Source organism: Polyangium jinanense, assembly GCF_028435265.1.
In the GTDB taxonomy this organism is placed as follows: domain Bacteria; phylum Myxococcota_A; class Polyangia; order Polyangiales; family Polyangiaceae; genus Polyangium; species Polyangium jinanense.
Map to the genome: position 1 here is coordinate 113,542 of NZ_JAGTJK010000025.1, position 17,363 is coordinate 130,904.

At 66.5% G+C, this 17,363-nt stretch carries 11 protein-coding genes and 1 pseudogene; 8 read left to right on the forward strand and 4 right to left on the reverse strand.

Annotated elements, in window-relative coordinates:
- Nucleotides 1-285: 285 nt before the first annotated feature.
- Complete coding sequence (locus KEG38_RS34005) at nt 286-1,449, reverse strand: FAD-dependent oxidoreductase (RefSeq protein ID WP_272424350.1); 1,164 nt, start codon at nt 1,447-1,449, stop codon at nt 286-288.
- A 109-nt stretch (nt 1,450-1,558) separates the two neighbouring features.
- Here KEG38_RS34005 and KEG38_RS34010 point away from each other — a divergent pair, with 109 nt between their 5' ends.
- The 5 genes from KEG38_RS34010 to KEG38_RS34030 all read left to right on the forward strand — a co-directional run bounded on the left by KEG38_RS34010 (nt 1,559) and on the right by KEG38_RS34030 (nt 9,010).
- Entirely contained in the window at nt 1,559-2,230 is a 672-nt protein-coding gene (locus tag KEG38_RS34010) for a TetR/AcrR family transcriptional regulator (RefSeq protein WP_272424352.1), read from the forward strand.
- Nucleotides 2,231-2,343: 113 nt separating this feature from the next.
- Entirely contained in the window at nt 2,344-3,255 is a 912-nt protein-coding gene (locus tag KEG38_RS34015; protein WP_272424353.1) for an RNA polymerase sigma factor, read from the forward strand.
- A gap of 36 nt (nt 3,256-3,291) precedes the next feature.
- Nucleotides 3,292-3,786, forward strand: a complete 495-nt coding sequence (locus KEG38_RS34020) for a hypothetical protein (protein WP_272424354.1) — start codon at nt 3,292-3,294, stop codon at nt 3,784-3,786.
- A gap of 774 nt (nt 3,787-4,560) precedes the next feature.
- Nucleotides 4,561-5,430 carry an ABC transporter ATP-binding protein gene (locus KEG38_RS34025; protein ID WP_272424356.1) on the forward strand — a complete coding sequence of 290 codons (870 nt, stop codon included), beginning with the start codon at nt 4,561-4,563 and terminating at the stop codon, nt 5,428-5,430.
- Between the two features lie 10 nt (nt 5,431-5,440).
- Entirely contained in the window at nt 5,441-9,010 is a 3,570-nt protein-coding gene (locus KEG38_RS34030; RefSeq protein WP_272424357.1) for a M1 family aminopeptidase, read from the forward strand.
- Between the two features lie 297 nt (nt 9,011-9,307).
- Here the strand turns inward: KEG38_RS34030 and KEG38_RS56130 are convergent.
- The 3 genes and pseudogenes from KEG38_RS56130 to KEG38_RS34040 form a co-directional block, all read right to left on the reverse strand.
- Nucleotides 9,308-10,225: pseudogene (locus KEG38_RS56130) on the reverse strand (tyrosine-type recombinase/integrase); the annotation flags it as partial.
- Nucleotides 10,226-10,262: 37 nt separating this feature from the next.
- Nucleotides 10,263-10,478 (reverse strand): hypothetical protein, encoded by a 216-nt coding sequence (locus KEG38_RS34035; protein ID WP_272424359.1) that lies wholly within the window; start codon nt 10,476-10,478, stop codon nt 10,263-10,265.
- Nucleotides 10,479-10,726: 248 nt separating this feature from the next.
- The gene (locus tag KEG38_RS34040) at nt 10,727-11,155 is read right to left on the reverse strand and encodes a hypothetical protein (RefSeq protein WP_272424360.1); all 429 of its coding nucleotides are present in this window, start codon (nt 11,153-11,155) and stop codon (nt 10,727-10,729) included.
- A 4,191-nt stretch (nt 11,156-15,346) separates the two neighbouring features.
- Here KEG38_RS34040 and KEG38_RS56135 point away from each other — a divergent pair.
- The 3 genes from KEG38_RS56135 to KEG38_RS34050 are packed head-to-tail and all read left to right on the forward strand — an operon-like array spanning nt 15,347 to nt 17,361.
- The gene (locus KEG38_RS56135) at nt 15,347-16,087 is read left to right on the forward strand and encodes a bacteriophage T4 gp5 trimerization domain-containing protein (RefSeq protein ID WP_372518209.1); all 741 of its coding nucleotides are present in this window, start codon (nt 15,347-15,349) and stop codon (nt 16,085-16,087) included.
- A complete protein-coding gene (locus tag KEG38_RS34045) occupies nt 16,041-16,481 on the forward strand; it encodes a hypothetical protein (protein ID WP_372518207.1) in 441 nt (146 codons plus the stop codon). The genes KEG38_RS56135 and KEG38_RS34045 overlap by 47 nt, the downstream gene beginning before the upstream one ends.
- 46 nt (nt 16,482-16,527) lie before the next feature.
- On the forward strand, nt 16,528-17,361 hold the full coding sequence (locus KEG38_RS34050) for a hypothetical protein (protein ID WP_272424362.1): 834 nt from the start codon (nt 16,528-16,530) through the stop codon (nt 17,359-17,361).
- Nucleotides 17,362-17,363 lie beyond the last annotated feature (2 nt).

Sequence of the window (17,363 nt, forward strand, 5' to 3'; positions counted from 1 at the left end):
CCGCACGTCCGCGGGTACCGGTCAAGACGCGGCAGGGCGAGGCGTTACGGTCGTCCTGGCCTCCCCATCCCGGAGATGAGCGAGCCGACGAGAGGACCGATGGATGCAACCGACGAGACGCCACGCACTCCGCTCGAGTGCATCGACGGCGAACCCTTCGTGTTTGCGGTTCGTCGCAAGCGATCAATACTGCTGCCGCTGTGACTTCGCCTTGCACGAGCACAGCTAGAAGGGTCGTGCGCGGGTCGGTGCGTCTCGATTCCCGGGTGCAACTCCACTCGTGAATCAGGACTGCTCCGCTCGAGACAGCGCAGACGAGGTCGGTGCCGAGCCGCCGGTCAAGAAGTCGATCAGCCCGTGCGGGGCGTTGTCGTCGTCGAAGCAGAGCTCGAAGGTCCGCGCGGCCTCGGCGGCGGCCTTCGCGCTCCGGACGAACATGGTTTCCTCGTACTCGACGAGCGCGGCTTCGAGGTCGCCTCGGTGCGCGGCAATGGCCTTGCCGAGCTCGGCGCCGTCGTACATCGCGAGATTGGCGCCCTCACCGTCGGGCGGCATCAGATGCGCGGCATCGCCGAGAAGCGTCACGCCGGGCACGCGCGCCCACCGATGTCCGGCCGGGAGCGCATGGATCCTCCGGGGGACGGGGTCTGTCTCGCCGTCGCTGATCAGCGCGGTGAGCTCCGGCGCCCAGCCGTCGAACTCCGCCGCGACGCGAGCCTTCGCCGCCTTCGGGTCGGCGAAGTCGATGCCCGCGATCCACTCCTGCGGCTTGGTGAGCGCGACGTAGATGTGCAGGACGCCGTTGGTCTCGCGGTGGGCGACGATGCCCTTGCCGGGCGCGAGCGCGAGCAGGGACCCGCCTCCGACAACCTTGGCGCTGGCCGGGTGGCGCGCGTCGGCGTCGAGCAGGTACGTCTCGATGAACGAGGTGCCGACGTAGGCGGGCTTCACGTCGGACAGCAGCGGCCGGATCCTCGACCAGGCGCCGTCCGCACCGACCACAAGGCTCGTGGTCACGGTCGACCCGTCCGCGAACGTCAGCGCGTGCTGCTCGTCGCCGAGCGGGTGAATGGCCGTGAGCTTGCGGCCCCACTGGACGGTGCCGTGAGGGAGCGAGTCGAGCAGGATGCGCCGGAGATCGCCACGATGCACCTCGGGGCGACCGCCGCTGCCGTCGTCGGGCTGGTCGAAAAGGACCGTGCCGTGCGGGTCGAGCACCCGCGTGGCCTCGCCGCCTTCATGGATGATTCGGCGGAATTCGTCGAACAGTCCGGCCGCCTTCAGCGCGAGTTGTCCGTTGTAGTCATGGATGTCGAGCATTCCGCCCTGCGTGCGCGCATCCGCAGACGCATCGGCCTCGTAGACGGTAGCGGCGATGCCGTGGACGTGCAGCACGCGAGCGAGCGTCAGCCCGCCGGGGCCGGCGCCAATGATGGTGATGGGAGTCATCGTGCTTCCTTTCGACCTGGAGACCTCTCGGCGACGCCGCCATCGGCCTCTGGAACGCCGTTCCAGAACCCAACGTGGAACGCCGTTCCAGACCTGTCAAGATGGGGCCATGGCAAAGGCAACGCGCGGGTCGGAACGACGTGAGGATGCGCTCTCACGCGAGCGGATCGTCGACGCGGCCATCGAGCTGCTCGATGACGAGGGCGAGAACGGGTTGACCTTCCGCGCGCTCGCCACGCGGCTTTCGACGGGACCCGGCGCGATCTACTGGCACATCGCGAACAAGAGCGAGCTGCTCCTCGCCGCCAGCGACGCCGTCGTCGCCCGCGCGATGGGCGAAGTCCTCGCCTCCGCTACGCCGCACGAAGCGATCCGCAGGATCGCCGTCGGCGTGTTCGAAGCGATCGATGCGCATCCGTGGGTGGGCGTGCAGCTCTCCCGCGCTCCGTGGGAGACCGCGACGCTGCGGATCTTCGAGCGCATCGGGCGCCAAGTCCAAGCGCTGGGGGTTCCAGGCGGCGCCCAGTTCACGTCGGCGTCGGCGCTTCTGAGCTACATCATCTGCGTGAGCGTCCAGAATGCCGCGAACGGCCGCCTGCTCGAGCCGTCCGTGGACCGCGCTGAGTTTCTCGAGACGCAGTCGGCCCGGTGGAAGGAGCTCGACGCCCACGAGTATCCGTTCACCCGGACAGTCGCTGCCCAACTGCGCGAGCACGACGACCTCGCCGAGTTCCTCGCCGGCATCGATCTCATCCTCGCCGGGATCGCGGCTTCTCTCTAACGAGTCGTCGAGCGGCGCCCGGCCAACGGATGTCAGGTCACCGCTCGGCCGGCCAAACGCAGGGGCGTGTCGATTTTCCGTTACCTCTTGCCTCGCCGCACATTGTTTTGGTCATGGGACCCTCTTCCAAGCCGCCCACCCTCCGTTGGCTCGCCCAGCTCCTTGGCCTACGGCTCGAGATCAAGCGCATCGTCGAGAGCGACGAGACGTACACGCGCGAGTCCGCGGACGACAAGGTGCAGCGGGTATACACGAATGCCGTCCGCAAGCTCCCGGATTACACGCCGCACCCTGACGGCATGAAGCCGTGGCTCGTGACGATCACGCGGAACGTGATGGGTGAGGCGCACCGCGACACCAAACGTCACCAGGAGGTATTTGAACCCGACGACGGGCACGTCGACACGGCCGAGGCGCCGGACGTCTCGCCCGAGCGCGCGGCGGAGCTGAAGCAGGCCCTGGAGAAGGTGACGGCCGCTCTGCACGACATGCCCCCCTCGCAAGCTGCGGTGCTCTGGATGGTCTGCGTCGAAGAGCGGTCGCACGAGGAGGCTGGCGTGGCGCTCGGGATCTCCGAGGACGCAGCGAAGATGGCGCTCTCGCGCGCGCGGGAGTCCCTCCGGGCTCGGTTCGGCAACACTCTCTTCACAGCCCCGTCTCCCCTGCTCGCGCTGCTCTCCGACTGCGTTCACTTGCTCGGGCACCTCTGGGCCTTCCTCATGGCCATGTTGTTCGCGTCGCTCGCGCTCTCGCCGCGCAAACCCGACAGCGAGCTGCACGCGGTGGCCACGGGTGTGGCGCGCGTCGTGGCAGCCTCCGCCGCGGACGTCGCGCATGTCGCGAAGCCGGTGCCCTCGTTCGATCACGCTGGTGCATTCGTGCCCGTGCCCGTCATAGCGCCGCCCACGCCGAAAATGCAGCGGCACACGCCGCGGCGTCCCCGCGTCGACAGCGACAAACAAGGCGTCCCTAAGAGCGGTTTGTCCGCGGACCCCGAGGGTTCGTCCGGGAACACGTTGTTCTAGGATCCGAGCCTCCGCGTGTGATAAAGATCCTGGCCCATGCGTGCGATCGTGTGCGGTTCGATTTCGCTTCTTGCGTCGCCCGCGGCGCGGGCGCAGAGCCTCCCCAGCACCACCGACGAGAGCCCCGAGGCGGACGTGGAGCTGCGGTTTCAGGCCTTCGCGCAGCTCGGGGACCGCGAGCGCGCCGCGGGGCACTTGCGTGAGGCTGCCAGGGCCTACCGCCAGGCGTTCAACGTCCGGCACGATCCGGTCATCGGGGGACGCCTCGGGCTCGTGCTGGTCGAGGGCGGCAGGCCCGAGGATGGGGCAGAGCTCTTGCTCAACGCGATCCATCGAGCCCCCTCCACGACTCCCGCGGAGCGGGCGGAGCGCAAGCGCTTCTTCGAAGCGCACGAGGTGGCGCGCGAGCACGGTTCATGGGTCGAGGTGATCGTCTCTCACGCTGGCGCGCGTGTGACGGTGGATGGCATTGATCGGAACGACGAGGGAGTGGAAGCTCGCGGGCCTCGCGTGCATGAACAACACGGATGATGACGCCTGCGCGCCGAACGACGCTGGCACGCGGTATTGCGTCAGTGATCCCGGGCCGGGATGGCTTCAGTGTGTCGTTCGTGAAGGGGCCGACGCGCCATGCCCGGACAACTACAGATGGGCGCGGTACGAGATGTACCCTGAGGACGCGGTATTCGACGATCGCGACTGCGAGGAGTGCGACGCGAGCGCTTCCGCGGACGCCGGCTCTCGGATTGGCTCCCTCCACTTCCGCCGCCTCGCTCGGCGAGGTCCACCTTCGTTGCCGCGGGCGCTGTCGCGCACGATGAACGCGGCGAGCAGCTCCTCCTCGATCTCATGCGCGCGGAGCCTGCCTATCAGAAAGCCGCGATCCACATCGCCTATTACGCAGCCCAAGCTCCCGGATCTTCCAGAGATGCGGCGTGGCATCAAAGCGAGATGCAGGGTCCCGCATCGCGGCTGCTGCGTCGCCGCCTCATCAGGACAACGCCACGCCGGGGGGTTACTTCGACGTCGGAGGCGGGAGTTCCGGCGTCGTGCGCGCTTCGAGTTCTTTCCGGACCTGCCGGTGCTCGCCCTTCGGCAGCAGGTTTGTTTGCCCTGTGCGCCGACGCGACCACGGCGTCGTCCCGCTGAGCTTGCACTTCTCCTGCAATTGATGGACTGACGCTCACCGCTCATCCTTGATTTGCGCCGTTCGTCACGGCCGGCCGCGCTTTCGTATCTGAGCGCTGGCCTGCTGTCGCCCTGCCCTCTAGCCTCTTCCTTGCGTTCCACTCCAAGGAAACTGCCATGCTCTTGCTCCGCCATCTGCACAAGACCTATGACAACGGCGTCCACGCCACGAATGACGTCAGCCTCGACATCCCCACCGGCCTGTTTGGCCTGCTCGGCCCGAATGGCGCGGGCAAGTCCTCGCTGATGCGCACCATCGCCACGCTGCAGACGCCCGACAGCGGCAGCATCCACTTGGATGGTGTGGATGTGCTGCGCGCTCCTCTGGCCCTGCGCCGCCGGCTGGGTTATCTGCCTCAGGATTTCGGGGTCTATCCCAAGGTCAGTGCGCTGGAACTGCTGGACCACTTCGCCGTCCTCAAGGGGCTGACCCGGCGTGGCGAGCGTAAAGAAGCCGTGCAAGCCCTGCTCCACCAGACCAATCTGTGGGAAGCACGCAAGCGGGCTGTGGCCAGCTACTCGGGCGGTATGCGCCAGCGCTTCGGCATCGCCCAGGCCCTGCTCGGCGCGCCGCGCCTCGTGATCGTCGATGAGCCGACGGCGGGCCTGGATCCGGACGAGCGCAACCGCCTTCTCAATCTGCTGGCGCGCATCGGCGAGAAAGTCATCGTGATCCTGTCCACGCATATCGTGGAAGACGTGACCGACCTGTGCGCGCGCATGGCCATCATCGGCAAGGGCCGGGTGCTGGTAGAAGGCGAGCCGCAGGCGGCTATCGCCACGCTCAAGGGCCGCATCTGGCGCGGCGCCGTCAGCGATGCGGACCTGCCGGACTTCCAGCAGCGCTTCACGGTCCTGTCTTCGCGCCTGGTGGGTGGTAAGCCGCAGATCAACATCTTCGCGGAAGCCCAGCCCCATGCGGGCTTCTCCCAGGTCGAGCCGGGCCTGGAAGACGTCTACTTCCTGCAGCTGCGCGCGGCAGCCTGAGGTGCGGATCATGTGGAAGAGCTTTTTCGCCTTCGATCTGCGCTACCACCTGCGCCAGCCCCTGCTCTGGATCAGCACCCTGCCGCTCGTGCTGATCTCCTTCCTGTCCGCCAGCAGCGACAGCTTCCGCATCGGCGGGGCGATCGGCAATGCGCACATGAATGCGCCCGTCGTCATCGTCAACCAGCTCGGCGTGTTGAGCATCATCGCGATGTTCCTCGTGACCGTCTTCCTGGCTGGCGCCATCCTGCGCGACAGCGAGGTGGGCATGGCCGACCTGCTGTTCGCCACGCCGATGCGCAAGTTCGACTACCTGCTAGGCCGCTTCCTGGCAGGCTTCGCGACCTGCCTGCTGGTATTCGGGCTGATCACGGTGGCCATGATGATCGGCTCGCGCATGCCTGGCATCGATCCCGCGCGCATCGGGCCTTTCTCGCTGAAGTCTTATGCCTGGGGCTTCTTTGTCTATGTCGTGCCGAACCTGCTCTTCGTGTCGGCGCTGCTGACGCTACTGGCCGCGACGACGCGCTCGATGATGATGGTCTATGTCGGCGTGCTCGGCTTCGTCGCCCTGTGGTCGATTGCTGGCTTCCTCGGCGGGCGCGCCGATAGCGCCGTGTTGGCCGTGCTGCTCGATCCCTTCGGTGTGCGGGTGCTGGCCCAGGCCACGCGCTATTTCACGAGCGCCGACATGAATGTGCGTCTGCCCGAACTGAGTGGCGCGCTGCTGATGAATCGTGCCTTGTGGACCATGCTCGCCCTTGGCATGTTCGGCACGACGCTGGTGCTATTCAAGCCCCTGCGGGTCGGAACCGGGCGTGGCTGGCGCAAGCGCCGGGCCGTACGGGAAGTGGCGGCCAGCGCGGCGCCATCCACGCCGCTGCGCCGCATGGAACCACTATTCGGTGCGGCGACGGCTTGGCATCAAACGGCCCGCCTGCTGCGCGCCGATGTGCGCGCCGTCCTGCGCAGCCTGCCCTTCCTCGTCATGCTCCTGCTGGCACTGGCGAACTTCTTCGCCAACTACACAATCGGCGGCATGCGCTTCGACAGCACGCCGTACCCGCTCACACGCCTGATGCTCGAAGAACTCGCGGGCGGCCTCAATGAGATGCTCGTCATCGTGCTGCTCTTCTTTAGCGGGGAATTGGTCTACAAGGACAGGCAGGCCCGCATCGACGGCCTGGCCGACGCCCTGCCCGTGCCGAACTGGGCGCCGCTGCTCGCCAAGTGCGGCGCGCTGGTGGCGATTGTGCTGGCCTTCCTGCTCGCTGGCGTGGTGGCGGCCGTGGGTATCCAGCTCGTGGTTGGCGGCGCGCCCGTCGACGTTATCCTGTATGCGAAGGGCACGCTGATCTCCTCGGCCTACTTCGTGCTGATGGCGATGGCGCTGCTGGCCCTGCAGGTCGTAGCAGGGAACAAATTCCTCGGCTACGCGCTTGGCATCGCGGTGCTCGCATCCGGCCCGGTGCTGCGCGGCCTGCGTATCGAGCACCATCTGTCGAACTTCGCATCCCTGCCGACGCTGCGCTATTCGGACATGAACGGTTACGGCCACTATATCGCGGGTTGGGCGTGGTTCGTGCTGTACTGGGGCCTGCTTTCGGCAGCCATGCTGGTCGCGGCCCAGGGCTTTTGGGTGCGCGGCACGGCCCCGCGCTGGCGCGAACGGGTGAAGGCTGCCGCAGCGGCCCTGCGTGGCCGCGCCGGCGCCGCACTCGCGCTCTGCCTGTCCGGCTTTGCAGCGGCGGGCGGCTGGATCTACTACAACACGAATATCCTCAACGATTACCAGTCCAGCGAAGCCCTGCTCGACTTCCGCGCCGGCTACGAGAAAGCCTACCGCAAGGACATGGACCTGCCTCTCCCCAGCCTGACGGGCATAAGGGCCGAGGTGGACATCTTCCCGTCCGAGCACGCGCTGCGCATCCATGGCCACTACGTCCTGCAGAACAAGACGCAGGCGCCGCTTGTTGTCCTGCGTATCCAAAACGATCTGCGTGCCACGACCCATTTCGACAAGCTGCCCGCAGGCCGCCTGGTACGCGACGACAGGCGCTACGGCGTGCAGGACTGGCAGCTCGACCAGCCGCTTTCGCCTGGCGCCAGCATTGCCCTCGATTTCACGGTGGAGGTGCGCAGGCACGGCTTCACGAACGACGGCATGCCCGATCCTGTGAACGACAACGGCACCCTGTTCGCGTTCGAGGATTACTTCCCCAAGTTCGGCTACAACCAGTCGCTCGAAATCGACGACGCCCAGGCCCGCAAGGCGCGCGGCCTGGGCGAGGCGCACCGCATGCCCAAGCTGGAAGATGGCCAGGCCCAGTCCAAGAACTACTGGAAGCTGTTCGGCATCGATGCCGATTTCATCGACTTCGAGACCACTGTCTCGACCAGCGCGGACCAGACCGCGCTGGCGCCCGGCTCCCTCGTGAACAGCTGGGAGAAGGATGGCCGCCGCTACTTCCACTACAAGATGGACCGGCCGATCCTGCCCTTCTTCGGCTATCAGTCGGCGCGCTGGGAAGTCAAGCGCGACCAGTGGAACGGTCTGCCCATCGAGGTCTACTACGACATCAAACACGCCTACAACATCGACCGCATGATCGCGGGCGCGAAGGGCGCGCTCGATTACTACACGGCCCATTTTGGTCCCTATCCCTACAAGCAGGTGCGCATCGTCGAGACCCCGCTCTACCAGAGCTATGCGCGCGCCTTCCCGACGCTGACGCCCTTCTCCGAATCGCTCGGTTTCATCAGCGACCTGCGCGACCCGGCCGCAGCCGACCACGTGTTCTACGTCACGGCCCACGAACTAGCGCATCAGTGGTGGGGTGACCAGGCTATTGCCGCCAACGTCCAGGGTGGCGGGCTGGTGACAGAATCGCTGGCCGAATACTCGGCCCTGATGGCCGTCGAAAAGCATTACGGCGCCGAGACGGTGCGCCGCATCCTGCGCTTCGACCTCGACGAATACCTGCGTGGCCGCACCGCCGAAGGCGCCGAGGAGCAGCCCCTGATCCGCAACGAGAGCCAGACCTATCTGCAGTACCGCAAGGCCAGCCTCGTCTTCTACCGCCTGCGTGAAGAGATCGGTGAGGCGGCCGTGAACCGCGCCCTTCGGCGCTTCCTCGACGACAAACGCTACCAGACAACACCCTACACGACGAGCCGCGACCTGCTTGGCTACCTCCGCGCGGAGACGCCCGCCAGCAAGCAGGATCTGGTGACGGACCTGTTCGAACGCATCGTCTTCTACGACAACCGCGTGCTCGCCGCCGAAGCCAGCCCGCGCGCGGACGGCCGCTGGGACGTGAGCGTCACGGTGCGCCTGGCGAAGACGGAAGCGGATGGCTACGGCAAGGAGACGGCCCGCGTCTACGACGAGCCGATCGACATCGCCGTCTTCGCAGGCGGGCGCCTGCTCCCTGCGGCGCAACGCATGCTGCCTGCCGGCGAAACGCGCTTCACGCTCACCGTGGCGGAAAAGCCTTCCGAAGTGTGCATCGACCCGCGCCAGCTGCTGATCGACCGCGTCCCGGCCGACAACCGCAGGGCTGTCGACATCGCTAACTAGAGCGCCGAACCGTTCGGCGCTCTGCGAGATCGCGAAGCGAGCTCGCCTCGGGGAACAGTTCGGATCATCCTGACCCGGGGTCGCCAACCCCGCGGATCTTGGCTGGATTTCCACGGACAGGGGGGGCCCTCGCCGCGAGCGTGGTGCCCTTTCCGCCGCCCTTTCCTTCGTGCGGCCCCGCTCCCCGTTCGTCACCTCGATCGGACGTGGGCCCCTGGGCGCGAACTCGGGGATCGCCTCATGGAGCGGACGGCACAGGTCAAGCCCGAGCTCGGCCGCCGTGCGTGCGGCACGTCGGTAGCGGTTGATCATGTCGCTTGACTTGTGCCCCGTTCGGTCCTGCACCCACGCCTCCGTTCGTCCGTTCGCGAGCGCCAGCGTGACGAACGTGGCCCGCGCGTCGTGAAGCCGGATCCGGGTCCTCGTCTCCGTCCGCGCGAACAACTCCGGCCGGCGAATGCCCGCCAACTCCAGATGTCGACGGAACCGGCCGGCAGTGTCGCTCGTGGTGAGCCGCTGTCCCTTCTGGCTTCCTTCGTCATACACGAAGACGTGCGCGTCCCCCGACACGCGCACGCCTCTCGCCGCGCAGTGGTCTCGCCAGGCGCGCAACGCCGCGACGACCCCAGGCGACAGTGCCCACGCACGGGGCTCATCCGTCTTATTCACATCGAGCACGATCGCCCCGAGGTCCAGGTTGATCTCAGTCCACCTCGTGTTCAGGGCTTCCGAGCGGCGCATCCCTTCACGATGAAGGAATCCGTAGAACAGGCGCCATTCCAGCGGAACCTGCGTACAGCCCAGCAACATCGCATCCTCATCGGGATAAAGCCACCCCTTCGCTTTTCCTGCTTGGTACCGCGGCACGAATCCACGCGGGAGCGGATGCACGGCGATATGGCGCAGTGGAAGGACCGCCAGCGAGCAGATCCGGTACACGAGCTGCGCGACGGAACGGCGCGAATTTGGCGAGAGCCTCGGTGGCAGGCTCCGCATAACGGCTTCCGCGTGGTCGAGCGTGAACTTGTCGATCGCCACGTCCCCGACCATCGGATAGACGTACTTGTCGAGCACGTATCGGTTGGTTTCTGCACTTCGTCGTCGCTTGACTCGATCGGGATAGAGATCCGCCAGCTCGCCGCTCGTCCACCGCTTGCCGATTTGCTCGATCGTCGGCGTCAGGTTCTTCTGCACCACCTGCCCCGATGCGATCATGTCAACGGCCTTGCGCACCTCGTCCAATGCCTTCCCGTCACGCACCGCGGCGCGCTTGATGATGTCCGGCGCGATGTCGTCGCGTGCGGAGCTTCGCGGCCAGCTCCGCCAGGATGGCTTGACGCGCGACGGCGCTCCGCTCGTCCTTGCATGTTTCGAGCATGAAGCTTTGCCGCTTCTTCGTTCCGATGGTGAGCCGCGCGAACCACTTGCCGCGCCGCTCGTAAACGTTCCCCGTGGCTAACCTGGGCATGTTCCAACTCCTCCAATCAGTGACCATCCAGGGAACAGCCGAGCGGCCGTGCCCTGCGATTCGGGCTCCTTCCCGCGGAGCCATGGGAGACGCGAGAGAAACTCCCCGTCGTGCCCCCCGGGGCCATGACGGCATCGCGGCACGTGTCAAGCAACGGATGGCGCGGGAGGGGGGGGTATGGCCCGTCTACGGGCCGCAGAGGCGAGAAGGCAAAGGCGACCGTACAACCCGCGGGGGCCGGACGGTTGTCAGACGCGCCGAGCACGGCGGTTCGTCGCTCGCGCGCGGCTCGGACTGGCCGGGCGCGGTTGTAGGCCGACGGCGCCGAGAATGTCGTCCGCGTGCTCCGCGGGCGCGGTGTCGTCGGTGGGCGCGGCGTCATTCGTGGCCGATGGGGAGGAAGGGGTGGCGCTCTGCTTGCGCGCGTTTTCTTCGAGCCACGCGACGAACGCAACGCGATTGACGATCCGAAGCTTCCCGAGCCGCGCGACGGGGACCGGGAAGTCCGGGGCGCGGATGGCCTCCAGGAAGACGCGCCGCGGGATGCCGGTCACCGCCTCGACGTTGCATTGCGAGAGGGTTTCGGGCGGGGGCGCGACGAGCTGGAGGACGCCCCGTGGGATCGACAAGGTCGCCGTGATGTTGCCGTCCGGGCTGCGGGACTCACCGATGGACATGTCCGCCCTCCCATGGCGCACGAAGGGGCGCCGTTGCGTGGATCCAATTCTCCCGCCCGTGGGGGACGCGAGACAAGGGAAAATCGAGGTCGCCGTCGAGTTCTATATATATAGCCGACTATACGTATAGCCATATAGCCACATAGTCATGTAGCTAACTATACAGGCGGCCGGCACATCCCTCGGCCGCCCACTCGGGGGCCCCCTCCCTGGCGGGGCGTGTGTAGCTGTTTTCGCGCAACTGGCGCCGGTGGGCCAAGAGGAATCGAAGCCCGAGGCGGCGTTCTATACATAATTCAAATTACATCAGCACGTATTACGTATTACGGCGCGGATGCTGGGCGGCGCGGGCCCGAGCCCCCCACTTCTCGGCGCATCCTCGGCCGGGCTCTCGGGGGGCGCTCCGCCGGCTCTCGGGAGTACCCGGAAGCCATGGCCCGAGAGCCACTCGAACCCGATGGCTCTTGCCATGGAAAAGCCATGGCTTTCCATGGATCCGAAGGGGATGCATTGCACCTCCCCCAGAGTGTCGCGAGTCCGCAAAATCCGGCTGATTTTGAAGGGTACGCGAACCCCCCACATCGTGAAACATTTCCGTGGCCCGTTGCCATGGCTCCGGCGAGCAAAAAGTGGATCGATTTCTGGACCCTCCATGGCCCCCGAGTCTGTGAAACAAGGGTGCCGAACCGACCTCCATGGCCCAAACACGGCGATTTCGAGGCCTGTCCGCGGAGGGCATGGCTCTTGCGCATGCAGCGAACGTGAAGTCCGATACCGACCCCGGCTCCGTGAAACATTTTCTGGGCCCGAGGCACGGCTCCGCCGAGCAAAAAGTGGATCGATTTGTGGACCCTTCTCGGACCCCGAGCCTGTGAAACAAGGGGGCATACCCGCCCGGTATGGCTCAAACGCGGCGATTTCGCGGTTCGTCCACGGAGGGCACGGTGCTTGCGGTGTCGGAAAAAGTGAACTGAAGTACAGAACCCAGCCCTGGGGAGGTGCCGAGCCCCGGCGTTCTACCGAAACATTCGTCGAAAACCGATTACATTGAGTGGCTTTTTCACGTCTTGATACGACGAAACAAGGGGGCTCTTCCCTGATTTCGGACACGTAGCTCGGCTTTTGCGGGTTTTCTTTGAGCAACTCGTCCCCAAGTCTTGAAGCATTCCAGCGCAGACGTAGCGGGCTCCGCCGGTTTCCCGCTGATTTTTGTGGATCGCGGGAAGCCAAATGTGCATAGTGGTCGGCTGGAGCTTCTGTATGGGTATGAGCGACGCCGCCGTGCGCCCCGGTTTGCCAATGCAAACACCAGAGGTGCAGCCTTCCGCAGTCTGCACTGCGGTCGTGCTCATCGGCGTTTGCGAATCCTCGCCGGATCTCGTGGCACTCGGGACGGCGCTGGGGGCATTCGGGGCAGGTCTTGCCGATGTTCCGAACGTCGGGCCCGCATCGATGATCGAGTCTATCCGGCGCAGCCTCGCGGACGCGGCATGGCGCCGAGCGGCGCAGGAGACGCTCGCGGATCAGCGTGTGCGATTGCTCGCGGGCGCGTTCCTCAAAGCCTGCGAGCAGCGCGTGCCGAGGCCAGTGTCCAACCCGGATGACCCGGCATGGCTTGCCGGAGTCCGGGGCGCGTACGAGGAAGACGAGCGTCTCCAAATCCTCGCCGACACCCTGCTCGGAATGCTTCGGTTCCCACGCGAGGCGGCATCCCCGGCGCCGTCTGCGCGCCCGGCGCCCACGCCCACGCCTGCACGCCCCGTGGCTGCGGCTCCCGCGCGCCCTGCGCCCACGCCCGCGCCGTCCGCGCGTCCTGCGTCTGCGGCTCCCGCGTGCCCCGCGCCCACGCCCGCGCCGGCCCCGTCCGCGCGTCCTGCGTCTGCGGCTTCTGCGCCCGCTGCGCATCCTGTGCCGCCCCCGCCGCCGCCCCCACTTGCCATATCGCTGCATACGGAACTCGCGTTGTACACGTTGATGGCAGTGACGCACGCGGACCGAGGGCTCAAGCACGCTGAATGGCAGCACTTGAACCTCGTGCTCGGCGAGAAGTTCGCGAGGTGCCAGCGTGTGCTCATGGATTCGAGCGTGCTCGCCATTGCGGGCGCCATCGTCGCGTACTCCCGCGCGAAGGGCGCGAACGCCGCCACGTTTGCCTTGTCTCCGACATCCGACGTGCCTGCTGAACTCGTGGCGGTCGTCGGCGGCGAAGTTCTGGCCGCGTGCCAGGACGCCCCCCCGATACCGCTCCGCGCGGAAGTCGTGGTCTACACGGCCCTTGCGGTGAAGAAGGCAGATCGGGGGCTCACTCCGTCGGAATGGGAGAACATCAACCGCGGGTTCGGCGGTCGGATCGAGAGGTGCCAGCGCGTGCTGTCGCATCCGAAGGTTCGGGCGGTGGCTGACGCCATCGTCGCGCGCGGCCGTGCCAAGCGCATCGACGTGACAACGTTCGCCTATTCGCCAGCAAACGAGGCGTACGGCGAGCTTTTGGCGGCTGCCGCCGGTGGCATGCTGATCGAGTCTCGACCCAAGCCCGCGGCACCGTCGCCGCCCGCGGCACCGTCGCCGCCCGCGGCACCGTCGCCGCCCGCGGCACCGTCGCTGCCCGCGGCGATGGTCCCCGCGCCCGTCCCCGCGGTCCCCACGGCAAAAGCGCCGCGGGCCCCCGAACCGCCCGTCCACGCGCCCGCGGCAACGGCCCCCGGCACCGCGCCGGCACGCGTCCCCGAGCCGCCCGTTCCCGGGCCAGCGGCAGAGGCGCGCGCCGATGTACCCTCTCGCGACGAGCTGCCGGTCCCCACGCCCGCAGGGGCCGAGCCGCCCGTTCCCGCGCAAGCGGCAACGGCCCGCGTTGCTCGCGCGTGTCCCAGGTGCGCGCGACGGATGCCGTTGGCGGCACGGCCGTGGCGGAGCACCGCGGCCAGGTCGGGTGTCGAACGAGACCCAACGCCGCCGGTTCCGCCGCCGCCTCCCGCCGTTGCCGCGCCCTTGCGACGTGAGCCCGTATCGCCCGTGGCTTCGGTGGCGCCAGCGGCTCCCGCGCATCTCGTGGCCCTTCCGGTCACCATGCCGACGTTGATCACCGTGGCGACCTCGGGCCCTGTCTCCGGCGCGCTGCCTGTTCCGGGGGTGATGACGACCTCGACGCGCGTTGCCGCAATCGGCGTGTCGTACACATTGCGCTCGACAGTCCACGAGCCTTTGCCCCGAGGCCGGTCGCCGCCGCGAGTTGTGGACGCAAAGGCGCCGCCTCGCGGGTGATAAGCCGGACGGAAGGAATGGGAGGCGCCAATCGTAAGTGGCCGCCGTAATTACGCTTGGCATTATCTCGCGCCTGCGCGTATCGTGATGACGGACGGCGGCGCTTCGGGGGGGAGCGTCGTTTTGGAGGCCGTCCCCGGCTCCCGGAAAGTTGCTGCTCGATACCGGTCGATCTTTCGGCCGCTCCCGGTAGCCGGCGTTTTCCGATGCGCTGCACCCCCGGGGGGCGTCGGCTCTCCAGCCCGCACGCTGGCAAGTCTCTCGGGGTTTTGCCGGCTGGACGGTTTGCCGGGGGTTGGTAGTATCTCGCCCCCGTGGCGAGACCTGCACGATGCGCTCCCGGTAGGACCTGAACTCACGGGTCCAATGCTCGATCAGCGCGGCTCGCGCGTCGGAACCAGGGGCGATGCGTCGCCGAAGGGCTCCTGCACCCCGACTCGGGAGCGCCCTTGCAGTAGCCGCTTGGCCCGAGCTGTGCTATGCGCTTCCTCATGTCGACGCGGCCATCTGTAAGCCGCACGTCCCGACGCCTGCTCGTGCTGGGGACTCTGGTCGCCACCATTGTAGGCTGTCTCGCCTATGCGTTCACCGTAAATCCCCCTGGGCTCTCGGCGGCAGAACGCCTTTCCGCACACTTGCACCCTCGGATGCCAATCAGCGCGGTCCAGCAGCAGGCCGAGCTACTTGGCTTCGCATGGCAAGTGCATCCCACGTCGCCAGAGCCCGGGTCTTCTGGTTCGCCGGGCCGAGAAAGCACGATTCACATCATCTGTCACCAACGACCTATCAATGGCACCGTGGAGAGTGGCCGACATGGCGCCATCGACGTTTGCGAGGAGCTTCGCCTCGCACCATCTTTCGGGGCGCTCTTCGCATCTCACTCTTGTAACATTGTCTTCAGAGGCGGCGAAATCGAGCGATTTTGGCTTTATGCCGATTGATGCGCAACGTTCTCGCGCGCCGGAAGGCGCCGGGTTTTTCACTGGTGCTGAGTGGCTCGAGCCGCCCGGCTCCGGACTCGTTCGTGCGGGAGGAGCGCACGCGGCAAGTGCGTGTGCAGCAGGTCACATCTGTAGTCGATCGAGGGCGCCAAAGGAGGCTTGGCGGACGGCATCGTCGCCAGGCGGGAACGGATATAACGAGATCCTCTTCGAGGATAAGAAGGGCGGCGAGTTCATTCGTGTACATGCCGAACGCGATAGGGCGGAGTCTATTCTTCGAAGCTCCCTTGCAGTCAATTTGGCCGCGGGACGCATCCGGTCCGGCAGAGTATTCCGCCCCCATTGCGTTCGGACATTATACGTCCGATTGCGGAGATCGATCTTGCGCTCGCGTCGAGGGTTGTTGCAGAACGGATCGTCAGGAAGAACGCGGGCACGCGCACACCGCCGCGGGGGCACGCGACCGTCGATTGCGGAGGGAATGTCAAGCCTTATCTCGGCCGGCCCTGTCCTTCGACGAGTCGGCTCACGCAATCCTGAGCCGACCGCTCGAGGACGCCATGGCTGCCTTGCAAGTGAGAAACCGCCCCTGATAGGTTTCCTGCATGACTGGCCTGAACTGCATGGTTGCCCGGATCGTTCGGGCAGCGCTTCGACGAGCAGTCCTGGTCACGACCGCTGCCGTGGCGGCGCTCGTGCTGGGGGGATGTACGTTCGGCGACGTGCCTGATGAGGCAGCACAGCCCAGCGTCGGGCCCTGGTTCGATGACAACTGCGTCCCCGTGGAGTGCTTGTTCGAATGCTGCGACGGGTGGAACTACTCCGAGAAACCGATCCTCCACGGAGGGGTCGTGTTGGGACCCAAGTGCGACGAACTCAAACAGAGAAATTCTGTCTACTCGGAATACGTTGATCTCATGGTGGAGAAGCAGAATTACTGCGCGGACGACTTCAAGTACTTGGAATCGGGGTATTGCCATGTCGTCAATCCACCAGACGTGGTCAAGGAATTCAGCGCCGATGGCCAGATCGTGTATGCGGGGCTGAGCTTCTTGGTCTGCCCAAAGCAGGGACAGTATGCGGCGCACCCCATGGTCGATGTGGAGATCATCCTCCAGGAGTGAGGGGCGTGGGCTGATCCTGCTCGTGCGCCTCCTCGCGATCTCCGGCATGGTTTCCACCGTCATCTGCCCCGCGGAGGTGTTCGCCCAGGAGGGCCCCTGCGCGCCCCCCGAGTCCTTTCACGGGTACTGGGGCGGCGGGCAGGTCCAGGTGCGAGAGCGCGTGGCGGGGATTCCGGTCCTCGCCACGACCCGTTTTTCGTACAGGCAGACGCGGTACTCTCCCTGTGCCAGTGGGACACCCGTGCTCCCGCCTGGGGTTGGAGAGGCCAGCATCAGCGTGGGTGTCCCTCTCTTCGACAACCGGCGCGGCGGGTGGCTCCTGCAAATGGCCGCCCGCGGGCAGGGCTCGCAGAGGGCGGGCGAGCCCGTGAGCGGCGTCGTCACCGGCGCGCCCGCCACGGCCGGCCACCTCAATCTCTGGGAGACGCCGCTGCCGTTGATCCAGCTCACGGGGGCGGCGTCCGCGGCCATCATGCCGCAATACCGAGACGTCCCCCTGTCGATCGCGTATCTCGGCGGTGTACGGGTATACGCTCTTTACCAGAAGCACGCGCAAGCCAATCTGGGCCTCATGGTCGGCGGCAGCAATGCCTTCGTCGATGTCGTCCCCTCGCTCGCCTTCCGGGGCAGCAATCTGGCGCTGGGGAGGTACAAAATGGCGATCGGCTTCGAGCTCCGCTCCCCCGTCACGTTCTCTTCTGGACCGGTACCTCTTCAGTGGCGACTCTGGGGCGCCTTGACGCTCGTGGTCGACAAGGTCGACGAGAACACGCGCGACCGCGCGCATGGAGCGCAGACGCCCTCGCCCTCCGTCGACCTGGTGCGTTCCCCCCCCGAATCCGCTCCGTCGACCCAGACCGCCTGGGAGATGACCTTGTGACT

What these genes read in the sequence shown, in the direction of transcription:
- KEG38_RS34030 (WP_272424357.1), top strand. Translation starts at nt 5,441, where the DNA reads ATGTGGAAGAGCTTTTTCGCCTTCGATCTGCGCTACCACCTGCGCCAG.
- KEG38_RS34005 (WP_272424350.1), bottom strand. Translation starts at nt 1,449, where the DNA reads ATGACTCCCATCACCATCATTGGCGCCGGCCCCGGCGGGCTGACGCTC.
- KEG38_RS34020 (WP_272424354.1), top strand. Translation starts at nt 3,292, where the DNA reads ATGCGTGCGATCGTGTGCGGTTCGATTTCGCTTCTTGCGTCGCCCGCG.
- KEG38_RS34025 (WP_272424356.1), top strand. Translation starts at nt 4,561, where the DNA reads ATGCTCTTGCTCCGCCATCTGCACAAGACCTATGACAACGGCGTCCAC.
- KEG38_RS34010 (WP_272424352.1), top strand. Translation starts at nt 1,559, where the DNA reads ATGGCAAAGGCAACGCGCGGGTCGGAACGACGTGAGGATGCGCTCTCA.
- KEG38_RS34035 (WP_272424359.1), bottom strand. Translation starts at nt 10,478, where the DNA reads ATGCCCAGGTTAGCCACGGGGAACGTTTACGAGCGGCGCGGCAAGTGG.
- KEG38_RS34015 (WP_272424353.1), top strand. Translation starts at nt 2,344, where the DNA reads ATGGGACCCTCTTCCAAGCCGCCCACCCTCCGTTGGCTCGCCCAGCTC.
- KEG38_RS34050 (WP_272424362.1), top strand. Translation starts at nt 16,528, where the DNA reads ATGGTTTCCACCGTCATCTGCCCCGCGGAGGTGTTCGCCCAGGAGGGC.
- KEG38_RS56135 (WP_372518209.1), top strand. Translation starts at nt 15,347, where the DNA reads ATGCCGATTGATGCGCAACGTTCTCGCGCGCCGGAAGGCGCCGGGTTT.
- KEG38_RS34040 (WP_272424360.1), bottom strand. Translation starts at nt 11,155, where the DNA reads ATGTCCATCGGTGAGTCCCGCAGCCCGGACGGCAACATCACGGCGACC.